The organism is Sedimentibacter sp. B4 (assembly GCF_000309315.1).
GTDB classification, from domain to species: domain Bacteria; phylum Bacillota; class Clostridia; order Tissierellales; family Sedimentibacteraceae; genus Sedimentibacter; species Sedimentibacter saalensis.
This window is the reverse complement of record NZ_CANG01000931.1, coordinates 56,720-74,269: the sequence shown is the minus strand read 5'-3', so window position 1 is coordinate 74,269 and position 17,550 is coordinate 56,720. Positions and strand designations below refer to the sequence as shown.

At 36.8% G+C, this 17,550-nt stretch carries 32 protein-coding genes; all 32 read left to right on the top strand.

Features of this window, described 5'->3' with window-relative positions; translation table 11 throughout:
• Nucleotides 1–409: 409 nt before the first annotated feature.
• Complete coding sequence (locus BN358_RS16305; RefSeq protein ID WP_019229604.1) at nt 410–1,894, top strand: sodium:alanine symporter family protein; 1,485 nt, start codon at nt 410–412, stop codon at nt 1,892–1,894.
• Between the two features lie 559 nt (nt 1,895–2,453).
• Nucleotides 2,454–2,765, top strand: coding sequence for a 30S ribosomal protein S10 (rpsJ, locus tag BN358_RS16300; RefSeq protein ID WP_019229603.1), 312 nt, complete (start codon nt 2,454–2,456; stop codon nt 2,763–2,765).
• 91 nt (nt 2,766–2,856) lie between these two features.
• Complete coding sequence (rplC, locus tag BN358_RS16295; protein WP_019229602.1) at nt 2,857–3,489, top strand: 50S ribosomal protein L3; 633 nt, start codon at nt 2,857–2,859, stop codon at nt 3,487–3,489.
• 26 nt (nt 3,490–3,515) lie between these two features.
• On the top strand, nt 3,516–4,139 hold the full coding sequence (rplD, locus tag BN358_RS16290; protein ID WP_019229601.1) for a 50S ribosomal protein L4: 624 nt from the start codon (nt 3,516–3,518) through the stop codon (nt 4,137–4,139).
• Nucleotides 4,139–4,429, top strand: coding sequence for a 50S ribosomal protein L23 (rplW, locus tag BN358_RS16285; protein WP_019229600.1), 291 nt, complete (start codon nt 4,139–4,141; stop codon nt 4,427–4,429). The genes rplD and rplW overlap by 1 nt, the downstream gene beginning before the upstream one ends.
• 32 nt (nt 4,430–4,461) lie before the next feature.
• On the top strand, nt 4,462–5,295 hold the full coding sequence (rplB, locus tag BN358_RS16280; protein ID WP_019229599.1) for a 50S ribosomal protein L2: 834 nt from the start codon (nt 4,462–4,464) through the stop codon (nt 5,293–5,295).
• Nucleotides 5,296–5,326: 31 nt separating this feature from the next.
• Nucleotides 5,327–5,608 (top strand): 30S ribosomal protein S19, encoded by a 282-nt coding sequence (gene rpsS, locus BN358_RS16275; protein WP_019229598.1) that lies wholly within the window; start codon nt 5,327–5,329, stop codon nt 5,606–5,608.
• An 18-nt stretch (nt 5,609–5,626) separates the two neighbouring features.
• A complete protein-coding gene (rplV, locus tag BN358_RS16270; protein ID WP_019229597.1) occupies nt 5,627–5,962 on the top strand; it encodes a 50S ribosomal protein L22 in 336 nt (111 codons plus the stop codon).
• 21 nt (nt 5,963–5,983) lie between these two features.
• The gene (rpsC, locus tag BN358_RS16265; protein WP_019229596.1) at nt 5,984–6,727 is read left to right on the top strand and encodes a 30S ribosomal protein S3; all 744 of its coding nucleotides are present in this window, start codon (nt 5,984–5,986) and stop codon (nt 6,725–6,727) included.
• 28 nt (nt 6,728–6,755) lie between these two features.
• Nucleotides 6,756–7,199, top strand: a complete 444-nt coding sequence (rplP, locus tag BN358_RS16260) for a 50S ribosomal protein L16 (protein WP_019229595.1) — start codon at nt 6,756–6,758, stop codon at nt 7,197–7,199.
• Complete coding sequence (rpmC, locus tag BN358_RS16255) at nt 7,189–7,392, top strand: 50S ribosomal protein L29 (protein WP_019229594.1); 204 nt, start codon at nt 7,189–7,191, stop codon at nt 7,390–7,392. Before rplP ends, rpmC begins: the two co-directional genes overlap by 11 nt.
• A gap of 18 nt (nt 7,393–7,410) precedes the next feature.
• Entirely contained in the window at nt 7,411–7,665 is a 255-nt protein-coding gene (gene rpsQ / locus BN358_RS16250) for a 30S ribosomal protein S17 (RefSeq protein WP_019229593.1), read from the top strand.
• Nucleotides 7,666–7,696: 31 nt separating this feature from the next.
• A complete protein-coding gene (gene rplN / locus BN358_RS16245; protein WP_019229592.1) occupies nt 7,697–8,065 on the top strand; it encodes a 50S ribosomal protein L14 in 369 nt (122 codons plus the stop codon).
• A gap of 16 nt (nt 8,066–8,081) precedes the next feature.
• Nucleotides 8,082–8,387 carry a 50S ribosomal protein L24 gene (rplX, locus tag BN358_RS16240; RefSeq protein ID WP_019229591.1) on the top strand — a complete coding sequence of 102 codons (306 nt, stop codon included), beginning with the start codon at nt 8,082–8,084 and terminating at the stop codon, nt 8,385–8,387.
• Between the two features lie 29 nt (nt 8,388–8,416).
• The gene (rplE, locus tag BN358_RS16235) at nt 8,417–8,956 is read left to right on the top strand and encodes a 50S ribosomal protein L5 (protein ID WP_019229590.1); all 540 of its coding nucleotides are present in this window, start codon (nt 8,417–8,419) and stop codon (nt 8,954–8,956) included.
• Nucleotides 8,957–8,972: 16 nt separating this feature from the next.
• On the top strand, nt 8,973–9,158 hold the full coding sequence (locus BN358_RS16230; RefSeq protein ID WP_019229589.1) for a type Z 30S ribosomal protein S14: 186 nt from the start codon (nt 8,973–8,975) through the stop codon (nt 9,156–9,158).
• Nucleotides 9,159–9,187: 29 nt separating this feature from the next.
• Nucleotides 9,188–9,586, top strand: coding sequence for a 30S ribosomal protein S8 (gene rpsH, locus BN358_RS16225; RefSeq protein WP_019229588.1), 399 nt, complete (start codon nt 9,188–9,190; stop codon nt 9,584–9,586).
• A gap of 25 nt (nt 9,587–9,611) precedes the next feature.
• On the top strand, nt 9,612–10,151 hold the full coding sequence (rplF, locus tag BN358_RS16220; protein ID WP_019229587.1) for a 50S ribosomal protein L6: 540 nt from the start codon (nt 9,612–9,614) through the stop codon (nt 10,149–10,151).
• Between the two features lie 21 nt (nt 10,152–10,172).
• Complete coding sequence (rplR, locus tag BN358_RS16215; protein WP_019229586.1) at nt 10,173–10,541, top strand: 50S ribosomal protein L18; 369 nt, start codon at nt 10,173–10,175, stop codon at nt 10,539–10,541.
• Nucleotides 10,542–10,555: 14 nt separating this feature from the next.
• Nucleotides 10,556–11,065 carry a 30S ribosomal protein S5 gene (rpsE, locus tag BN358_RS16210; RefSeq protein ID WP_019229585.1) on the top strand — a complete coding sequence of 170 codons (510 nt, stop codon included), beginning with the start codon at nt 10,556–10,558 and terminating at the stop codon, nt 11,063–11,065.
• An 11-nt stretch (nt 11,066–11,076) separates the two neighbouring features.
• A complete protein-coding gene (gene rpmD / locus BN358_RS16205; RefSeq protein WP_019229584.1) occupies nt 11,077–11,253 on the top strand; it encodes a 50S ribosomal protein L30 in 177 nt (58 codons plus the stop codon).
• A gap of 21 nt (nt 11,254–11,274) precedes the next feature.
• On the top strand, nt 11,275–11,715 hold the full coding sequence (gene rplO, locus BN358_RS16200) for a 50S ribosomal protein L15 (RefSeq protein ID WP_019229583.1): 441 nt from the start codon (nt 11,275–11,277) through the stop codon (nt 11,713–11,715).
• A gap of 1 nt (nt 11,716) precedes the next feature.
• Nucleotides 11,717–12,985 carry a preprotein translocase subunit SecY gene (gene secY, locus BN358_RS16195; protein WP_019229582.1) on the top strand — a complete coding sequence of 423 codons (1,269 nt, stop codon included), beginning with the start codon at nt 11,717–11,719 and terminating at the stop codon, nt 12,983–12,985.
• Between the two features lie 14 nt (nt 12,986–12,999).
• On the top strand, nt 13,000–13,647 hold the full coding sequence (locus BN358_RS16190; protein WP_019229581.1) for an adenylate kinase: 648 nt from the start codon (nt 13,000–13,002) through the stop codon (nt 13,645–13,647).
• Nucleotide 13,648: 1 nt separating this feature from the next.
• On the top strand, nt 13,649–14,395 hold the full coding sequence (gene map, locus BN358_RS16185; RefSeq protein ID WP_019229580.1) for a type I methionyl aminopeptidase: 747 nt from the start codon (nt 13,649–13,651) through the stop codon (nt 14,393–14,395).
• A 10-nt stretch (nt 14,396–14,405) separates the two neighbouring features.
• A complete protein-coding gene (locus tag BN358_RS16180) occupies nt 14,406–14,708 on the top strand; it encodes a KOW domain-containing RNA-binding protein (protein ID WP_019229579.1) in 303 nt (100 codons plus the stop codon).
• Nucleotides 14,709–14,711: 3 nt separating this feature from the next.
• On the top strand, nt 14,712–14,930 hold the full coding sequence (gene infA, locus BN358_RS16175; RefSeq protein WP_019229578.1) for a translation initiation factor IF-1: 219 nt from the start codon (nt 14,712–14,714) through the stop codon (nt 14,928–14,930).
• Between the two features lie 12 nt (nt 14,931–14,942).
• The gene (gene rpmJ, locus BN358_RS16170; RefSeq protein WP_019229577.1) at nt 14,943–15,056 is read left to right on the top strand and encodes a 50S ribosomal protein L36; all 114 of its coding nucleotides are present in this window, start codon (nt 14,943–14,945) and stop codon (nt 15,054–15,056) included.
• 52 nt (nt 15,057–15,108) lie between these two features.
• Entirely contained in the window at nt 15,109–15,477 is a 369-nt protein-coding gene (rpsM, locus tag BN358_RS16165) for a 30S ribosomal protein S13 (protein WP_019229576.1), read from the top strand.
• 14 nt (nt 15,478–15,491) lie between these two features.
• Complete coding sequence (gene rpsK / locus BN358_RS16160) at nt 15,492–15,890, top strand: 30S ribosomal protein S11 (RefSeq protein ID WP_019229575.1); 399 nt, start codon at nt 15,492–15,494, stop codon at nt 15,888–15,890.
• Nucleotides 15,891–15,909: 19 nt separating this feature from the next.
• Nucleotides 15,910–16,533 (top strand): 30S ribosomal protein S4, encoded by a 624-nt coding sequence (gene rpsD, locus BN358_RS16155; protein WP_019229574.1) that lies wholly within the window; start codon nt 15,910–15,912, stop codon nt 16,531–16,533.
• 53 nt (nt 16,534–16,586) lie between these two features.
• Nucleotides 16,587–17,534 carry a DNA-directed RNA polymerase subunit alpha gene (locus BN358_RS16150; RefSeq protein ID WP_019229573.1) on the top strand — a complete coding sequence of 316 codons (948 nt, stop codon included), beginning with the start codon at nt 16,587–16,589 and terminating at the stop codon, nt 17,532–17,534.
• Nucleotides 17,535–17,550 lie beyond the last annotated feature (16 nt).

The window sequence follows — 17,550 nt, the reverse complement described above, 5'->3', positions numbered from 1 at the left end:
TGAAAGCTGTTTTTTTATATAATTTTTCTGGTGACGTCTTAGAATGACAGAATAATAAGTATAAAAAACTTATGAATTTTAGTACATGTGTACAGAAATCTTACATTAAATGTTATGATTTTTGTACATTACTTATTAAAATTTTATACATAAATTCACATATAAAATAATAAGCATTTTATTATGTTGAATTTTACTGATACTTTGCAGTTATGAAAGAAAAATAAGAGTTGGCACAGTAATTGCTTTATTTATATTTGATTTATATTACTAGCCATAATTAATAGGATTTGTAAATTTTAAAACACAGGAATTATTATTATAAAATAAATTGACAATCTTATAAGAACAGGCATTAGGCAGGTAATATAAATTGTGTGAAAACCTTATCAAATTTCAGGAGGGAACTATGTTAAATGTTTTAAACAGTTTTGTTAATTGGGCCAATGGCTATATTTGGGGCGTTGGTATGCTTGTACTTATTGCTGGTACCGGTATTTATTTTACAGTAAGATTAGGTTTTTTCCAATTTGTTCGCTTTAGAGATATGTGGAGCCGTATCATAGAAAAAGGTGACTCCGCATCAGGTATTTCTTCATTTGCATCTTTTTGTACTACAATGGCTATGCGTATTGGTACAGGCAATATAGCAGGTGTTGCCGTTGCAATTTATATGGGTGGTCCCGGTGCAATGTTTTGGATGATACTTATAGGTATGACTAACTCTGCAGTTTGCTTTGCTGAGTGTACACTTGGTCAGCTTTATAAAATCCGAGTTGACGGTGCATACCGTGGCGGCGGTGCTTACTGTGCAGAGCGTGGGCTTGGCTGGAAAGCATATGGTACATTTATGGCTGTAGTCTTTGGTGTGGCTTGTGCTGTATTTATGCCGGCAGCTGCTACGTACACAATTTCAGATGCATTCCGTGAAGCAACAGGTGTTCCAATGGCAGTTACTTCTGCTATTATTGCAATACTGCTGTTTATAACAGTCTTTGGCGGTATCAAACGTATAAGCTCAGTAGCTTCTATGATAGTTCCTTTTATGACAGTTGTTTACATGGCTGTTACTATTATAGTAGTAGTGTTAAATATTACAAAAGTTCCTGCATTGATTTCTAATGTTGTTACTTCTGCATTTGGATTGAACGCTGTATTTGGAGCTAGTATTGGTACTGCAATTCAGCAAGGTGTTAAGAGAGGTACGTTCTCATCTGCATCAGGTATGGGCGAGTCTACACCAACAGCAGCAGCAGCTGAAACCAGCCATCCTGTTAAGCAGGGCTTATCCAATGCTGCAGGTGTATGGTTAGATACAGTTATCGTATGTTCATGCTCAGGTCTTTTGATTCTTTTAACCGACACTTTCAATACAGCAAGCGGCTACAATGGCAGCGGTATTGCTGCAGGTGTTACTGGTGGTGTTGTATTCGTTCAAGCGGCCGCAAGTACAGTTCTTGGTGGATTAGGAAATATCTTTATTGCAGTTATGTTGTTATTATTCTCTTTCACATGTTTAATCAGTTACTATTATGAAGCAGAAACAGCAGCTCTGTACTTGTTCCAAAAACCGGAACAACAAAAAATTCGTAAAGCCATAACAAAATCTATGCAATTTGGTATGCCTGTATTAGTATTCTGCTGGGGTATCATTGAATCCGGTACAGCTTGGAACCTTTCAGACCTTGCTCTTGGTACAACTACATGGGTTAATATGTTAATCGTTATCTTATTATTCCCAAAATGTATCGCTTTGTACAAAGACTATGTTGAACAAATGAAAGCAGGCAGGGATCCTTACTATGATCCTGACAAGCTTTCTTGGAAAGGTGTTGATGTGGAGCTTTGGAAAGAAATCAATGCAAAAAGAATACAGGAAAGCAAATCACTTTAACAATTAAATATGGAATATTCAAGACACCATCCAAATAATTTCGGGTGGTGTTTTTTTCTCCCGCTGCGTCTGGAACCTCCTTGACGGCAAGGGCGTCCGAAATGCACTCCCCGTTTTTAAATAATATGATATTATATAAAAGTGTGTACAAATTAAATACGAACATGGTATAATTGAAAAAAGTTCCTGATTTTAATTGTTAAATTTCAGTAATTTTAGAAATCAGCATAAAATCAAGCAAAAATGCGCTAATAATGTCAGGGAAAACACAAACTTTGTTAACGGAATGTAACAAATATTAAATATCTGAAATATTTGAAAAAAAATGAAAAAAACACTTGATTTATGATAAGTTATGGTTTATTATTATAAAGCTTGCCACATGCGATGACGCAGAAGGTTGCTGAAATACAACGTTTCAGGTAATTTCTGCAGAGTATGTCCTGTTTAGAAAACAGGGCGACCGGTATTGCTTTTTTAAAAAAATAAGAAACACCCGGTAGGGTGTATCGAGCAATTCCGAGTTGTATGGATGACATACGAAGAAGGAGGTAAAAAAATGGCAAACGCACAGAAAATAAGAATTAGGTTAAAAGCTTATGATCATCAATTAATTGATCAATCTGCACAAAAAATCGTGGAAACAGCTAAAAGTACTGGTGCAACAGTAGCAGGTCCAATTCCGCTGCCGACAGAAAAACAGATAATCACAATACTTAGAGCAGTTCACAAGTACAAAGATTCCAGAGAGCAGTTTGAACAAAGAACACACAAAAGATTGATTGACATAACAAATCCTACTCCTAAGACTGTTGATTCGTTGATGAAATTGAATCTGCCAGCTGGAGTGGACATTGAAATCAAATTGTAAAAGCAAGTAGAGAAAAATAAAGCAAAAAGCAACTCTGCTTAGAATGATTGCCCAAAAGGCAATCCGCTGTAAGAAAATAGGAGGTGTAAAGATGAAAGCAATTCTTGGTAAAAAAGTCGGAATGACTCAAGTATTTACTGAACTGGGTGATGTTGTTCCGGTTACAGTTGTTGAATCCAGCGACATGGTTGTTGTTCAGAAGAAAACTGTTGAAAAAGACGGTTATAACGCAATTCAGGTTGGATTTGGTGATGTAAAACTGAAAAATGTTACTAAACCTATCAAAGGTCATTTTGATAAATCAAAAGCAGAACCTAAGAGATTTTTGAGAGAGTTCAGAGTAGACAACATCGATGACTACGAAGTTGGTCAGAAAATCGGAGTTGACATTTTCCAGGCTGGTGAAAAAGTTGACGTTTCTGGTATTTCTAAAGGTAAGGGATTCCAGGGAAGTATTAAAAGACATGGCCACCATACAGGTGATGCAAGCCACGGTTCAAAATTCCACAGATTAAGAGGTTCTTTGGGAGCTTCTGCAGGTGTTGGAAGAGTAGTAAAGGGAACTAAGCATCACGGACATATGGGAAATGAAAAAGTAACAGTATTAAACCTTGAAGTAGTTAAAGTAGACGTTGAAAGAAACGCATTACTTTTAAAAGGTGCAATACCAGGACCTAAAAAAGGTTTAGTAAAAATAAGAGAAGCAGTTAGAAAATCTAAGTAATAATTGCAGGGAAAGGAGGATTAAAGATGCCAAAAGTAGCTCTTTATGATATAACAGGCAGCCAAGTAGGCGACATCCAATTAAGCGATGACATATTTGGTGTAGAAGTAAACACTCATGTAATGTATGAAGCTGTAAAAAATTATTTGGCTAATCAAAGACAAGGAACTCAATCAGCTAAGCTGAGAGGCGAAGTTCGTGGCGGCGGAAGAAAGCCATGGAGACAAAAAGGTACTGGCCGTGCAAGACAAGGAAGTATCAGAGCACCTCAGTGGAAAGGCGGCGGAGTTGTATTTGCGCCAAAACCAAGAGATTACAGCTACAAAATTCCTAAAAAAGTTAAGAGATTGGCTCTTAAATCAGCATTAACTTCTAAAGTTCAGGATCAGGAAATGATCGTTGTTGACAGAATTGTGCTGGAACAGCCAAAAACAAAAGAAATGGTTAAGGTTTTGACTAACCTTAAAGCAAGTAAAAAGACATTGATAGTTTTACCTGAAAGAGATGAGGCTGTATTAAGAGCAGCTGCTAACATCGAAGGTGTTAAGACAGCTTATGTTAATACAATCAATGTTTATGACATATTAAACTGTGATTCTTTCATAATAACAAAGGATGCAGTTAATAAAGTGGAGGAGGTGTACGCATAATGCGCGATCCACACGATATTATAATCAGACCAATAGTTACAGAAGCCAGCATGGACAACATGGCTGACAAAAAGTACACTTTTGTGGTAGATAAGAAATCAAATAAGACAGAAATAAAAAATGCAGTGGAAAAAATATTCGGAGTTAAAGTAGATAGCGTAAACACTATGAACATGCTTGGAAAGAAAAAGAGAATGGGCGCAAGTGTTGGCAAGAAAAACGACTGGAAAAAAGCCATCGTTACTTTAACAGAAGAAAGCAAGACAATAGAATTCTTTGAAGGAATCTAAACGGTATAAATTGAAAAAAGGAGGAAAATCTCATGGGTATTAGAAAATACAGACCAACCTCTCCGGCGTTGAGACAAATGACTGTTTCAACATTTGAAGAAATTACTACTAATGAACCAGAGAAGTCTCTTTTAGCTCCATTGAAAAGCAAAGCGGGCAGAAACTCTTACGGTAGAATAACTGTTCGTCATCAGGGCGGCGGAGAAAAGAGAAAATATAGAATCATTGATTTTAAAAGAACTAAAGACGGAGTTCCGGGAAAAGTTGCAACAATCGAATATGATCCAAACAGAAGCGCGAATATCGCTTTAATCAATTATGTAGACGGAGAAAAAAGATACATCATCGCTCCATATAAATTGAATGTTGGTGACACAATTGTTTCAGGACCGGATGCCGATATCAAAATCGGTAATGCACTTCCTTTAAGAAACATTCCTGTAGGTACATTAATTCATAATATAGAACTTAAACCTGGCAAAGGTGCTCAGCTTGTTCGTTCAGCTGGAAACTCAGCTCAGCTTATGGCTAAGGAAGGCAAATATGCTACACTTAGATTACCAAGCAGTGAAATGAGAATGGTAAGCCTGGACTGCAGAGCTACAATCGGCCAAGTTGGAAATTTAGATCATGAAAATATATCAATAGGTAAAGCTGGAAGAAAGAGACATATGGGAATCAGACCTACAGTAAGAGGTTCCGTAATGAATCCTAACGACCACCCACACGGTGGTGGAGAAGGTAGAGCTCCTATAGGTAGACCAGGACCAGTTACTCCTTGGGGTAAACCAGCCCTTGGTTACAAAACTCGTAAGAAAAAGAATAAATCTGACAAGATGATTGTTAAGAGAAGAAACGCAAAATAGGCGATTGTTTTGTGAAAGGAGGAAATAGTGAATGGGTAGATCATTAAAGAAAGGGCCTTATTGCGAGCCAAGTCTTATGAAGAAGATTGTGGATATGAATGAAGCCAACAATAAGAAAGTATTAAAAACTTGGTCTAGAAGATCGACAATATTCCCCGAAATGGTAGGCCATACATTAGCTATACATGATGGCAGAAAGCACGTTCCTGTATATATAACTGAAGATATGGTTGGACACAAACTCGGCGAATTTGCTCCAACAAGAACTTATCGTGGACATGATAAGACTGATAAATCTTCAAAAGTTAGATAGGAAGGGAGGTAAGCTTAAATGGAAGCTAGAGCAGTTGCTAAATATATAAGAGTATCACCTAGAAAAATGAGATTCGTGTGTGATATGGTAAGAGGCAAACAAGTTGACGAAGCATTGGCAATTTTGAAATTTTACCCAAGCAAAGGTGCTAAAATTTTGGAAAAAGTAGTTAAATCAGCTACAGCAAATGCAGAAAACAACTTTGATATGAATAGAGACAAATTATTTGTTTCTGAAGTCTATGCTAATCAAGGACCAACTCTTAAGAGATGGAGACCTAGAGCAAAGGGTTCAGCATATAAAATATTAAAGAGAAGCAGTCACATCGGTGCTGTAGTAAAAGAAAGAGACTAACATCAGTAAAGGAGGTAAAAAATGGGTCAAAAGGTAAATCCTCATGGACTTAGAGTTGGTATAATCAATGATTGGGACTCTAAATGGTATGCTGACAAGAAGAATTTTGGAATCAACTTAAACGAAGACTACAAAATTCGTGAGTATATAAATAAAAACTTGAATCAAGCAGGTATTGCTAAGGTAGAAATCGAAAGATTTGCCAGCAGAGTGAAAGTAAGTGTATTCACAGCAAAACCAGGTATGATAATCGGTAAGGGCGGTACTGGCGTTGACAGTTTAAAAAATGCCATCGAAGCAATATCTGGAAAGACTGTTATAATCAATGTAGAAGAAATAAAGGTTCCTGAATTAAATGCACAATTAGTTGCTGAAAATATCGCTAGCCAGATCGAAAAGCGTATATCTTTCAGAAGAGCAATGAAACAATCAATGCAAAGAACAATGAAATTGGGTGCTAAGGGAATTAAGACTAGTGTATCTGGAAGATTGAACGGAGCAGATATGGCTAGAACTGAAGGATATTCAGAGGGTAAAATTCCTCTTCAAACTTTAAGAGCTGACATTAGCTATGGTTTTGCAGAAGCAAACACTACATTCGGTAAAATCGGCGTTAAAGTATGGATATGCAGAGGTGAAGTTCTGAGAAAGAAAGGTTCATTATTGTCAGACAATCAGGAACCAACAAAAGCACTTTCAGACAACAGAGATAACAAGAAAAAAAGAAGACCAAACAATAACTTTAATAAAAGAGATAAAAAGTAATAAGTCCTGAAGGAAGGAGGAAATTATTATGTTAATGCCTAAAAGAGTAAAACACCGTAAGCAGCAAAGAGGTAGAATGACTGGAGTTGCAACAAGAGGCAACAAGGTTACTTACGGCGAATATGGGCTTCAAGCACTTGAACCCGCTTGGATAACATCAAACCAGATAGAAGCTGCCAGAAGAGCTATGACTAGATCAGTTAAGAGAGGCGGACAAATTTGGATTAAAATATTCCCAGATAAACCAGTTACAAAAAAACCTGCCGAAACTCGTATGGGTAAAGGTAAGGGATCACCTGAGTACTGGGTGGCAGTTGTAAAACCTGGCAGAATAATGTTCGAAATGTCAGGGGTTTCAGAAGAAGTAGCCAGAGAAGCAATGAGACTTGCCATGCATAAATTGCCTATCAAATGCAAATTTGTTACCAAGGATCAGGCAGCAGAAAAGGATGGTGAAGCAAATGAAAGCTAATGAACTAAGAAATAAATCAGTTGATGAATTGAACAAGTCTGTAGTTGACTTAAAGACAGAACTTTTCAATTTAAGATTTCAACTTGCAACCGGAGAGCTTGACAATCCGATGAGAATAAATAAGGTCAAGAAAGATATTGCACGTGTTAAGACAGTTCTCAGAGAACGTGAATTGAACATTAACGCTCAATAAGAAAGGAGGATATTTACTTTGGAAAGAGGCAACAGAAAAGTAAGAATTGGAAAAGTAGTCAGTGATAAAATGGATAAAACAATAGTAGTTGCTACTGAGAAACTTGTAGCACATCCTCTTTATAAGAAACAAATAAAAATGACTAAGAAATACAAGGCACATGATGAAGAGAATATGTGCAAAATAGGTGACACTGTTAAAATAATGGAAACAAGACCATTATCAAAAGAAAAATGTTGGAGAGTCATCGAAATATTAGAGAAAGCTAAATAAACCCTAAGACAATTGAAGGGAGGTAGAAGACATGATACAAACTGAGTCGAGGTTAAGAGTCGCAGACAATTCTGGAGCAAAAGAAGTTCTTGTAATAAGAGTAATGGGCGGTTCCGTTAGAAAATATGGTAACATTGGCGATATAATTGTATGTGCGGTTAAATCTGCAACACCTGGAGGAGTTGTTAAGAAGGGTGATGTTGTTAAGGCGGTTATAGTGAGAACTAAGACTGGCGTAAGAAGAAAAGATGGCACATATATAAAATTCGATGAGAATGCAGCTGTTATCATCAAAGATGATAAAACACCAGTTGGAACACGTATATTTGGACCTATAACAAGAGAATTAAGAGATGGAAAATTCATGAAGATAATCTCACTAGCACCGGAAGTACTTTAATGGGAGGTGTATAAAGATGCACGTAAAAAAAGGCGATAAAGTTGTAGTTATAGCAGGCAGCGACAAAGGTAAGATAGGTAAAGTTCTTACAAGCATGCCAAAACAAAATAGAGTCATCGTTGAAGGTGTAAAAATGATTACAAAGCATCAAAAGCAGACTAATCAAATGCAGCAAGCAGGCATTTTGCACCAGGAAGGCACTATTAATGTTTCCAATGTTATGCTATATTGCGATAAATGCAAATCAGGCGTAAGAACTGAAACTAAAATAGAAAACGGAAAAAAAGTAAGAGCATGTAAAAAATGCGGTACACTGATTTAATATAATGCTCGAAGGGAGGTACGAATTATATGGCTAGATTAAAAACGACATATAACGAACAAGTAGTGCCGGCGCTGATGGAAAAATTTCAGTATAAAAGCATTATGCAGGCACCTAGAATAGAAAAAATCATAATTAATATGGGCGTTGGTGAAGCTAAAGAAAACCAAAAATTCTTAGAAAACGCCGTAGAAGAAATGACTATCATAGCAGGTCAAAAACCTGTAGTTACTAAAGCTAGAAAATCAATTTCTAACTTTAAATTAAGAGAAGGCATGGCAGTTGGTTGCAAGGTAACTTTAAGAGGAAATCACATGTATGAATTCCTTGACAAACTTGTAAATGTGGCTTTACCTAGAGTTAGAGACTTCAGAGGCGTTTCAAAAACAGCTTTTGACGGAAGAGGAAACTACGCTTTAGGAATTAAAGAACAATTGATATTTCCAGAAATCAATTACGATAAAATCGATAAAATAAGAGGTATGGACATAATCATAACAACCACAGCTAATACAGATGAGGAAGCACGTGAGCTTTTGAAATTAATGGGAATGCCTTTTAGTAAGTAAGGGAGGGAGCGAAATTATGGCAAAAACATCTCTAAAAGTTAAACAACAGAGAAAACAGAAATTCTCTACAAGAGAATATACAAGATGCAAGATTTGTGGAAGACCTCATGCTTATTTAAGGAAATTCGGTATATGCCGTATATGCTTTAGAGAACTGGCTTATAAAGGTCAGATACCTGGCGTTAAAAAAGCTAGCTGGTAAAATTTATAAAATGGAAGGAGGTTACTTACATGGTAATGACAGATCCTATCGCAGATATGTTAACGAGAATAAGAAATGGCAATAAAGCAAAGCACGAATTTGTTGATGTACCGTCTTCAAAGATAAAGAAAGAATTAGCAACAATTCTTTTGGAAGAAGGTTATGTTAAGGGTTTTGATGTTATAGATGATGGAAAGCAAGGTATTATAAGAGTTGAACTTAAATACCAGCAAAACAAGGAAAGAGTTATAACTGGCATTAAGAGAATATCTAAACCGGGACTAAGAGTTTACGTAGGAAAAGATGAAACTCCAAAGGTATTGGGTGGCTTAGGAATAGCTATACTTTCTACATCACAAGGTATTATAACAGACAAAAAAGCAAGAACACAGGGAGTTGGCGGAGAAGTAATCTGCTACGTATGGTAATAATAAACGAATAGGAGGTGCTAAGATGTCAAGAATAGGTATTAAACCTGTAACTATACCTGCAAATGTTGAAGTTAAAATCGACAAAAACAATTATGCAGTTGTTAAGGGACCAAAGGGACAGCTTGAACAACAGCTGGCTAAATCCATGAAAATAGAAATCGAAGGAACTGAATTAACAGTTTCAAGACCTAATGATGAAAAAACAAACAGATCTCTTCACGGATTGACAAGAACTCTCATCAGCAACATGGTAGTTGGTGTTACTGCAGGTTTCGATAAGACACTTGAAATCGTAGGTGTTGGATATAGAGCACAAAAGCAAGGAAACAAATTGGTATTGAACTTAGGTTTCTCACATCCTGTTGAAATGGAAGATCCACAAGGAATTGAAACAGCTGTAGAAGGAACTAACAAGATAATAGTAAAAGGTATAGATAAACAGCAAGTAGGTAATTACGCGGCAGTTATTAGAGACTGGAGAAGACCTGAACCTTACAAAGGAAAGGGTATTAAGTACACTAATGAAGTTGTTAGACGTAAAGCTGGTAAAACTGGTAAATAATTAAGAAAGGAGTGAGTATTAGTGCTTAAAAAAATTGATAAAAATCAAAAGAGAAAAGAAAGACACTATAGTATAAGAAATAAAGTCGTAGGAACTCCTGAGAGACCAAGATTGAATATATTTAAAAGCTCTAAGCACATATACGCTCAAGTAATTGATGATGCTACTGGAACAACTCTTGCATCTGCATCTACACAAGATAAAGAATTGAGAGACCAGGTAGCTGAGCTTACTAAGACTGATGCAGCAAAATTAGTTGGCAAAACAGTAGGAGAAAGAGCGAAGAATAAAGGTATAAATACAGTAGTTTTCGACAGAGGCGGCTATTTATATCATGGCAGAGTTAAAGTACTTGCTGACGGAGCAAGAGAAAGCGGACTTGAATTTTAATAAGGAGGTTAGTCATGGAGCAGCGTGGACGTATAGATGCAAGCCAACTGGATGTGAAAGAAAAAGTTATCAGCATCAACCGTGTAACTAAAGTTGTTAAAGGTGGTAGAAACTTTAGATTCAGCGTATTGGTTGTTGTTGGTGATGAAAATGGTCATGTTGGAATAGGAATGGCAAAAGCTGTTGAAATTCCAGATGCTATTAGAAAAGCAATCCAGGATGCTAAAAAGAACATGATCGAAGTGCCACTGAAAGATACAACAGTGCCACATGAAATAATTGGCAGATATGGCGCAGGCAGAGTTCTTGTTAAACCAGCCAAAGAAGGTACTGGAATCATAGCCGGCGGTCCTGTTCGTGCAGTATTAGAACTTGCAGGAATAAGAGATATAAGAACAAAGTCTTTGGGATCAAGCAACCCAAGAAACGTAGTAAATGCAACAATTGAAGCCTTAAAACTTCTTAAGAAGCCTGAAGATGTAGCAAAAATCAGAGGTAAATCTGTAGAAGAAATATTAGGTTAAGAGGTGAAATTATGGCAACGATAAAAATTAAACAAACAAAAAGCAAGATCGGTAGAACACCTAACCAGGTTAAAAACATTAAAGCTTTAGGTTTGAGAAAAATAGGCCAGATAGTTGAAAAAGAAGATACTCCTCAAATCAGAGGAATGATCAAAAAAGTCGACTTCATGGTAGAGGTTATTGAATAAGACTATAAGGAGGTGTTAAAGATGAAACTTCATGAATTAAAACCTAGTCCTGGTAGTTCAAAAAACAGAAAAAGATTAGGAAGAGGTACAGCTACAGGACAGGGTAAGACAGCCGGCAGAGGTATGAATGGACAAAAATCACGTTCTGGCGGCGGAGTAAGACCAGGATTTGAAGGCGGACAGATGCCTCTTTACAGGAGACTGCCAAAGAGAGGATTTACTAATGTCTTTGGAACAGTGTTTGCTGAGATAAATGTTGAAGTGTTAAACCAATTCGAAGATGGAGCAGAGGTTACTCCAGAAGTTCTTAAGTCAGAGGGTATTGTTAAAAAACAACTTGATGGTATTAAGATACTGGGAAACGGTGAACTTGCTAAGAAGCTTACAGTTAAAGCTCATAAATTCAGCAAATCAGCGGTAGAAAAAATCGAAGCTGCCGGCGGAAAAGCTGAGGTGATTTAAGTTGTTTGAAACTTTAAAAAATGCATGGAAAATACCTGATTTAAGAAAAAGAATGATTTTTACTTTTTTAATGTTAGTAGTGTACAGATTAGGCGCTGTAATACCTGTTCCAGGAATAGATAAAGCAGTTGTTCAAAACATGTTTTCAGGCACAGCAGGAGGTCTGCTGGATTTCTTTGATATGATGTCCGGCGGTGCTTTCAAAGATTTTACAATATTTGCATTAAATATTTATCCATACATTACGTCTTCTATAATTCTTCAGTTGTTGGCAATTGCAATTCCATCAATTGAACAATTTTTCAAAGCAGAAGACGGAAAGAAAAAAATGGCTCAATGGACCAGATATGTAACTGTTATACTGGCATTGATACAAGCTACAGCATACAGCGTTGGATTCTTTAATTCAGCAATCATTGACAAAAGCTTCTTATCAATAGTTTCAGTAGTAATAGTACTTACAGCAGGAACAGCATTCTTGATGTGGCTGGGAGAGTTAATTACAGACAAAGGTATTGGCAACGGTATATCACTGATAATAATGATTGGTATAGTATCCCGCTATCCTAGAGACTTTGGAACTATGATTTTCCAGGTTCAAAACGGAGCGGTAAATATAATAGAAATCTTAATATTCCTGATATTTGCTTTCTTCATAGTTGTTGGAGTAATAGCTATCCAGCAAGGTGAAAGAAAAGTACCGGTGCAGTATGCAAAAAGAGTTGTAGGAAGAAAAATGTATGGCGGACAAAGCACACACATTCCTATGAAAGTGTTAATGGCAGGAGTTATGCCGGTAATATTTGCTTCAACACTCTTGGCAATACCACAGACATTGGCATTCTTCTTCCCAAGCATGGCAGAGGGAGTACAAAAGTATTTCTCAACAGCTCAAAGTCCAGGAATATATGTTTATACAATCTTAAATATATTATTGATAATATTCTTCACATATTTCTATACAGCGGTACAGTTCAATCCATTTGAATATTCAAATACCCTCAAAGAAAATGGAGGATTTATACCTGGAATCAGACCAGGCAGACCAACTGCAGAGTATTTAAACAAAGTTTTAAACAGAATAACAATAGCAGGTGCAATATCACTTGCAATAATAGCGACAATACCAACTTTAGTATTTTCATTTACGGATTTGAACATTAACTTTGGCGGAACGTCACTGTTGATTGTAACCGGCGTAGCTCTCGAGACAATGAAGCAAGTTGAAGCTCAGATGTTGATGAGACACTACAAAGGATTTTTGAAGTAAGAGAGGTAAGGAAAATGAGAGCAATTTTATTGGGGCCTCCCGGAGCCGGAAAAGGAACTCAGGCAGACACCATAGTAAAGGAATTTTCAATACCACATATATCCACAGGTGATATATTCAGAAAAAATATTAAAGAAGGAACTGTTCTGGGCAAAAAAGCTAAAGAATATATGGATCAGGGTTTACTTGTTCCGGATGAACTGACAGTGGAACTTGTCAAGGACAGATTGCTTGATGAAGATTGCAAAAATGGATTTCTGTTAGACGGATTTCCAAGAACAATATTCCAGGCAGATGCTTTAGAAGAAGCTTTAAAGGACATGGATCAGAGTCTTGATTATGTAGTTAATATAGAAGTAAGAAAAGAACTTCTCATTGAAAGAGCTGTTGGAAGAAGAGTGTGTAAAGACTGCGGTCAGACATACCATATGACTTTCAACAAACCAACAGTGGAAGGTGTTTGTGACAATTGTAAAGGCGAACTTCTTCAGCGCAAGGATGATACTGAAGAGACTGTTACCAAAAGAATTAATGTTTACCAGGAGCAGACTGAACCGCTTATAGAATATTACACCAATAAAGGTATAATAGTTAACATAGACGGTGAAAAACCTATAGCTGAGGTTGGCAAAAACATTGTTGCAAAATTGAGGAATAAATAGTATGATTATCCTCAAAACAAGAAGAGAAATAGAAATTATGAGAAAAGCCGGACGTTTGGTGGCACAGTCTCATGAACTTGTGAGAAAGTACATTAAACCCGGAGTTACTACTAAAGAAATTGATCAGATGGTTGAAGATTTCTTAAGATCTCAAAATGCGATACCTACATTCAAAGGTTACGGAGGATTTCCATATTCAATATGCGCTTCGGTAAATGAAGAAGTTGTTCATGGATTTCCAAACAGCAGAAAACTTATAGAAGGCGACATTGTCAGCATTGATATAGGTGCTACTTTTGAAGGATATGTGGGAGACAGCGCAAAAACATTCCTCGTGGGAGAAGTTGACGACGAGAAGAGACGTTTAGTCGAAGCTACTCGACAAAGTTTCTATGAAGGAATAAAGTATGCAAAGACGTCTTACAGACTCTCAGACATATCGCATGCAGTACAGCAGTATGCAGAAAGTCAAGGGTTCTCGGTTGTAAGAGATTACGTTGGGCACGGAGTTGGGAAGGATATGCATGAATCACCGCAAATACCTAACTTCGGAAGACCTGGTAAAGGGCCGCGGCTGCAAGTTGGAATGGTCCTTGCTATAGAGCCTATGATAAACGCAGGAACATACAACGTGAAAGTCCTTGACAACAACTGGACTGTGGTGACCACAGACGGCAAACCGTCGGCTCACTATGAACATACTGTTGCTATTACAGACGGCGAACCAGAGCTGTTAACCGTATTATAGGGGTGATTTATTGGAATTTACAACAGATATTAAAATTGGTCAGATAGTGAAATCCAAGGCAGGCAGAGATAAAGGAAGAATATTTATTGTATGCAACGTTGCGGATGAACAAAATGTATTGGTATGTGACGGAGATCTCAGAAAGCTAGATTCTCCTAAAAAGAAAAAAATTAAACATTTAATGATTTATAATACAGTATTGACAGAATTTGCATTCAAGTTACAATGTAACGAAAATCTCGATGATGCATATGTGAGAAAGCTACTTGAGCCCTTCACAAAAAATGTATCTGTAGAAATGGAGGTTGAGTGATCAATGTCCAAGAAAGATGTTATAGAAGTCGAAGGAAAAGTCCTGGAAGCACTTCCTAATGCAATGTTCATAGTTGAGCTTCAGAACGGACACCAGATTTTAGCGCATATTTCTGGAAAACTGAGGATGAACTATATCAGGATTCTTCCGGGAGATACTGTAGCTGTTGAATTATCACCATATGATTTGACAAGAGGAAGAATAACCTGGAGGAAAAAGTAAGGAGGTATTACAATGAAAGTAAGACCATCAGTAAAACCAATGTGCGAGAAATGCAAGATTATCAGAAGAAAAGGCAAAGTTATGGTAATTTGCGAAAATCCAAAGCACAAACAAAAACAAGGCTAGACAGATATAAAATAGAAGATTAAGTGCTACTGAGGTAGGAGGTGTAAGCTTAATGGCCAGAATCGCTGGTGTGGATTTACCAAGAGAAAAAAGAGTTGAAATCGGTCTGACATATATCTATGGTATAGGCAGAAAGACTTCAAACCAGATATTAAAAGACACAGGTATTAACGCTGATACAAGAGTTAAAGACCTGACTGAAGATGAAATACAACAGTTAAGAACTGAAATAGATAAGCATCCTGTTGAAGGTGACTTGAGAAGAGAAATAGCGTTGAATATTAAGAGATTAAAAGAAATCAACTGCTACAGAGGCTTAAGACATAAAAAAGGATTGCCTGTCAGAGGACAAAACACTAAAAACAATGCTAGAACTAGAAAAGGTCCTAAGAGAGTTTCAGGGAAAAAATCTAAAAAATAAAAGGAGGGACTTAAGTGGCAGCTAAAAAACAACAAAAAACAAGAGTAAGAAAAAGAGAACGTAAAAATATTGAAAAAGGCCAGGCACATATTAAGTCAACTTTTAACAATACACTTGTAACTCTTACTGACTTGCAGGGAAACGCGCTTTCTTGGGCTAGTTCAGGACAATTGGGATTCAAGGGTTCAAGAAAATCAACTCCATATGCAGCTAGCATGGTTGCAGAAGAAGCAGCAAAAAGAGCTATGGAACATGGTTTGAAGACAGTAGAAGTGTACGTTAAAGGACCGGGCTCAGGCAGAGAAGCAGCAATAAGATCTTTGCAGGCAGCTGGACTGGAAGTTAATTTAATAAAAGACGTTACTCCAATACCACATAATGGTTGCAGACCACCAAAACGTAGAAGAGTATAATTAGAAACGAGGTGAAAAGATGGCAAGATATACTGGACCTGTTTGCAGAATATGCAGAAGAGAAGGATTAAAGTTATATTTAAAAGGTGACAGATGTTACACTGACAAGTGTTCTATAGGAAGAAGAAACTATGCTCCTGGACAGCACGGTCAAAACAACAAGAAACTGACTAACTACGGTATTCAGTTGAGAGAAAAACAAAAAGTTAGAAAGTATTACGGAGTTTTGGAAGGACAATTTGCTGAAGCTTTTAAAGTTGCAGATAAAATGTCTGGAAAAACTGGTGATAACTTATTGAAATTGATGGAGCTTAGATTTGACAATGTAATATACAGATTAGGCTTTGCAAGTTCAAGACCAGAAGCAAGACAATTGGTAGTTCACGGTCATTTTACAGTAAACGGTAAGAAGGCTGATATTCCATCAATGACTCTTTCAGTTGGCGATGTAATAAAGGTTAAGGAAAAGAGCCAAAGCTCTGACAAATTCAAAGCTTTAGTTGAAAATCACAAAAAAACTGCACCACAATGGCTGCAAGTTGAACCTGAAAACTTCACAGGCAGAATAATAGCTGAACCTGCGAAAGAAGATATTGAAATACCAATAGAAGAGCATCTGATTGTCGAGTTGTACTCTAAGTAGTAAGAATTAAGAATTATTACCCTCGACATACATCACATCTAAGGAGGGTTGGGATGATAGAAATAGAAAAACCTAATATTACGTTAATTGAAAAGAATGATGATAACTCATATGGGAAGATAGTTGTTGAACCACTTGAAAGAGGTTACGGAACAACACTTGGAAATTCGCTCAGAAGAATACTACTTTCATCGTTACCAGGAGCTGCTGTTACATCTATCAACATCCAAGGTGTATTGCATGAATTTTCTACAATACCTGGAGTAAGAGAAGATGTAACAGAGATAATTCTTAATATTAAGAATCTGGCTGCGAAAATGAACGTGCCCGGACCTGTGCAGCTTTTAATAGACGCAAAGGGACCTAAAGAGGTTACAGCAGCAGATATTATAACAGGGGGCGACGTTGATATAATCAACGAAGATTTGCATATTGCAACTCTTGAAGAAGGTTCCGAGCTCATTATTGAGATGGAAATGGAACAAGGAAGAGGATATGTAATTGCTGAAAGAAACAAGAAGGATAGCCAGTCAATCGGCGTAATCCCAATTGATTCAATCTACACGCCTGTTAAAAAAGTAAACTTCTCAGTGGAAGACACCAGAGTTGGAAACAGAACAGATTTTGACAAATTGACAATCGAGATTTGGACTAACGGAACAATTGAACCTGAAGAAGCAGTTTCTTTAGGAGCAAAAATATTGAACGAACATCTCAACTTGTTCATATCATTGACAGAACATATTAACGATGTTGAAATAATGATTGAAAAAGAAGAAGATGAAAAAGAAAAAGTTTTGGAAATGACAATAGAGGAACTTGATTTATCAGTAAGATCCTACAACTGTCTGAAGAGAGCAGGAATCAATACTGTAGAGGAACTTACATACAAGTCAGAAGATGACATGATGAAAGTTAGAAACCTCGGAAAGAAATCTTTGGATGAAGTAGCGAAGAAACTTGAAGAGTTGGGTTTGTCTTTAAGGAAAAATGATAATTAGCAGTAAAAGGAGGACT